General features: G+C 65.7%; 2 protein-coding genes. Both read left to right on the top strand.

Translation table 11 applies throughout. The features are described 5' to 3' along the window. The first annotated feature begins 242 nt into the window (after positions 1–242). Complete coding sequence (locus tag L979_RS14105) at positions 243–2,249, top strand: GTPase domain-containing protein (protein ID WP_231559565.1); 2,007 nt, start codon at positions 243–245, stop codon at positions 2,247–2,249. Continuing rightward, complete coding sequence (locus tag L979_RS14100; protein WP_231559564.1) at positions 2,246–3,925, top strand: GTPase; 1,680 nt, start codon at positions 2,246–2,248, stop codon at positions 3,923–3,925. The genes L979_RS14105 and L979_RS14100 overlap by 4 nt, the downstream gene beginning before the upstream one ends. The last annotated feature ends 2 nt before the right edge of the window (positions 3,926–3,927 follow it).

Here is a 3,927-nt window from a genome sequence, read left to right as displayed (position 1 = left end):
CGCCCTCTCACGGCGGCAACACCGGTTCGAATCCGGTTGGGGTCACCACCGAGCAAAAGCCCCGGACATCATCTGATGTCCGGGGCTTTTGCTGTGTCCACGCGGGTCAACGCGTGAGATCACCGGCTGTTGATGAGATGACACCCCGTTGCCGGTGATTTCACCGTTTAGTGGTGATCTCGCTGGGATCAGTGAGTTCCGCGCTCCCACACCTGATCCAGAGATGGGGCATGATGAACCCTGTGAGCACATCTGATCATGAGCTGAACCCGCAGGGCTCCCACCGAACCGCGGATTCGGCCGAGAACTTCTCCACTGAGGCCACGCGGCACCTGCCGTGGGGTCAGCTCCCCAGCGCGTTGCCGGATGGATCGATGCCGTCTGACCCAGTTCCTTCTGGTGAAGTGTCCTCCGGTGCAGTCCCATCCGACCGGGCCAGGTCTGATCTAGACAGGTCCGGTCGAAGCAAGGCAGATGCTGCCCGCAAGCCGGCCGGCGGTGGCGCGGAGGCCACCGCTGTGGCTGTGGAGGATCTGCGAGATCTGCTGGCTGACACCGAGCTGCCACTGGAAACGCCAGGGGCGGAGTCAGCCCGGGAGTCCGTGCGACGAACGCTGGCGCAAATCGAGGACTACGTGCTGCCGCGTGTGAAGTCCTTGGACGCACCGCTGCTGGCCGTGGTGGGTGGTTCCACGGGTGCCGGCAAGTCGACGCTGGTCAACGCCTTGGTGGGACGCCCTGTGACTCGAGCAGGTGCGGTGAGACCCACCACGCGTCAGCCCATGCTGATCCATCACCCCTTGGACGGCAACGCCTTTGAAGGCACCCGGGTCCTGCCCCACTTGGCACGGGTCCGTGGGCAGTTGGCATCAACTTCACCCCAGTCCGCGCGCTCCACATTGGATGCCCCCGCGGCCTCTGAACACGTGGATGAACCCACGCACAGCCTGGTGCTGTTGGCTGATGAGGGCATCAACCGTGGCGTGGCACTGCTGGATGCCCCGGACATCGACTCCATCTCGGAAGAGAACCGCAAACTGGCCAATCAGCTGTTGGCTGCAGCGGACCTGTGGTTGTTCACCACCACGGCCAACCGTTACGCCGACGCCGTTCCGTGGGAACTGTTGGTGGAAGCCGGCCGACGTGACATCACGGTCGCCGTCGTTCTGGACCGGGTGCCCCAGGGGGTGGCCCAGGAAATCGAACCGGACCTGGAACGGATGCTCACCGAGCACGGGCTGGGTCAGGCACCCATTTTTGTGATCCCGGAGGCTCCGCTGAACGCGGCAGGCATGCTTCCGGCAGGGCTGGTGGACGGACTGCATTCCTGGTTGGCCGACCTGGCCGCGGACTCCATGGCGCGTGCTGAGGTCGCCAGGCGAACCGTGGGTGGAGCGCTGCGGCAAGTGGCCGAACGCGGCCAGGAAATCTCAGAAGACGTGGCAACCCAGGAAACCGTCACCACTCAACTGCGCACGGACGTGGTGGAAGCCCACGAGCGGGCCCTGCAGGAGATCATCGCCTCCACCAAGGACGGCTCATTGCTGCGTGACGAGGTGCTCTCCCGCTGGCAGGACTTTGTGGGCACCGGTGAGTTCTTCCGGTCCGTGGAGGCCAGGATCGGTCGGCTGCGGGACCGTCTGAGCTCGGCCGTCAAAGGCAAACCGGCCCCTGAAGTCCAAGTGGAACAGGCCCTGGAATCGGGGCTGCAAGCGGTGATCGTGGAAGAACTGGCCAAGGCGGGGGAGAACTCCCAGCGGCGTTGGCGATCTGAGCGCGCCGGGCGGGCACTGCTGGGCGACGACGACCTGGGCAAACTGCCCCGTGACGTCCCGGACCGCTGTGCCGCTGTGATCCGCGCCTGGCAGGGCGATGTCATGGAGCTGATCCAGCGTGAAGGTGCAGGCAAGCGCACCCAGGCCAGGGTGCTCTCCATCGGGCTCAACGTGGTCACCGTGGCCCTGATGATCACCGTGTTCTCCATGTCCGCAGGACTCACCGGTGCGGAGATCGGCATTGCCGGTGCCTCCGGTGTGGTGGGCACCAAGCTGCTGGAGGCCGTGTTCGGTGAGGACGGCGTGCGCCGCCTGGCGGAGAAGGCCCGCAAGGACCTGGAAGTCAGGCTGCGGGAGCTGGTGCAGTCCCTTGAACAGCCCTGGTTGGAACGTCTCGACGTGGTGGATGACCCCAAGTCCGGGGCCATCCGCGATGCAGCCCAGCGCGTGCAGAGCACGGGGGAGCAGCTGTGATCAAACTGGGCCGCAAGAAGGTACAGACCTTCAACATTGACCAACGCCTGGAAGGGCTCCAAGAAGCTGTTGAGGCCGGCCGAGGCCGCCTGGACGATCACGCCGTCGAGCGCGCTGACGCCGTCCTGGAACGCGCCGTGACCAGGCGTTCTCTCTCTGCAGATCACACGGTGGTGGGGTTCTTCGGTGCCACCGGTTCCGGCAAGTCCTCCCTGCTCAACGCCGTGGTGGGGCGACCGGTGGCCGATGCCGCTGTTCGCCGCCCCACCACCACATCCCCCTTGGCCGTCCTGGGTTCCCCCCACGGGGCCGAGCCCCTGTTGGACTGGTTGGGGGTCGAATCCCGCTACATCCTGGACGAGGCAGACGAGTCACCGTGGTCGGCCGGGGTGGCTGGTCTCTGGACTGAGGTGCCGCAGGGTCTGGTGCTGCTGGACCTGCCGGACGTGGACTCCGTGGCCCGCGAACACCGCGAGATCGCCCACCGCCTGGTGGGGATGGTGGACGTGGTGGTGTGGGTGGTGGACCCGCAGAAATACGCCGATGCCGTGTTGCACGACGAATTCATTGCGCCCCTGTCACGCCATGCCGCTGTCACGCTGGTGGTGCTCAACCAAGCTGATCGCCTGCCCAATGACCAAATCCGTAGTGTTCTGGCCTCCCTGTCCGATCTGCTGCGCCGTGACGGCCTGGATGCCACGGGGAGATCAGCACCGGTGGCAACCTCTGCCGCCACCGGCATGGGGATCGGCTCAGTGAGGGCACGGATCGCCGAGGTGGTGGAGGGCAAGGAGGCTGCCGCCGCACGGCTTTCGGCTGATCTGGAAGGTGCGGTGGAAGCCCTGCAGGAATCCCACGGTGTGGGTCAGCCTGCCGGGGTGACTCCGTTTGCCCGCGAAGAACTCACGGAAGGATTGGTGCGCGCTGCCAACGCAGACGGCATCGCCCAGGCCGCCCGGCGCTCCTACGTGCTCAACGCCGGCAAGCGCACCGGATGGTTGCCGGTGCGTTGGGTCAGTGGCTTCCGCAAGGACCCTTTGCGTCGCCTGCACCTGCAGGACATCAACGACGACGCCAAGGATCCCTCCCTGCATCGTTCGTCGCTGCCGCCCATGTCTCCTGCCCAGCGGGCCTCTGCAGACACCGCAGTACGGCGATTTGCCGATGAAGTCTCTGAAGGGGCCACCCCGGTGTGGGAACGCTCCATCCGGGAAGCAGCGCGCTCCCGCCATGAAGATCTGCCTGATGCGCTGGACCAGGCCCTGGCTCACACGGACCTGCGCCGTGGTGCCCGTTCCTGGTGGTGGCTTCCGCTGGACGTGATCCAGTGGTTGGCTCTGCTGACCGCGGTGGTGGGGCTGGTGTGGCTGACGGGACTGTTCGCCTTGCAGTACTTGCAGATCCCGGTTCCGGACACCCCTGAGGTGGAGGGCACGGGCGTTCCCGTTCCCACGTTGTTGGTGGTCACGGGTCTTGTTCTCGGGTTGGTTCTGGGGCTTCTCAGCGCAGTCTTTGCCCGGTGTGGAGGACGGTGGCGGGCCAGGCGAGTGGCCAAACGCCTACGGGAGCAAATTGCTGTGGCCGCTGACCACAACGTGATCCAACCGGTTGAACAAGAACTCACCGTCCACGACCAGGTGGGGCTCGGACTGCGGCGGGCCACCACCATGAAGTGACC

Origin of the sequence: Kocuria sp. ZOR0020 (genome assembly GCF_000800955.1) — a bacterium.
Taxonomy (GTDB): Bacteria; Actinomycetota; Actinomycetes; order Actinomycetales; family Micrococcaceae; genus Kocuria; species Kocuria subflava.
This window is presented reverse-complemented; position numbering and strand designations above follow the sequence as displayed.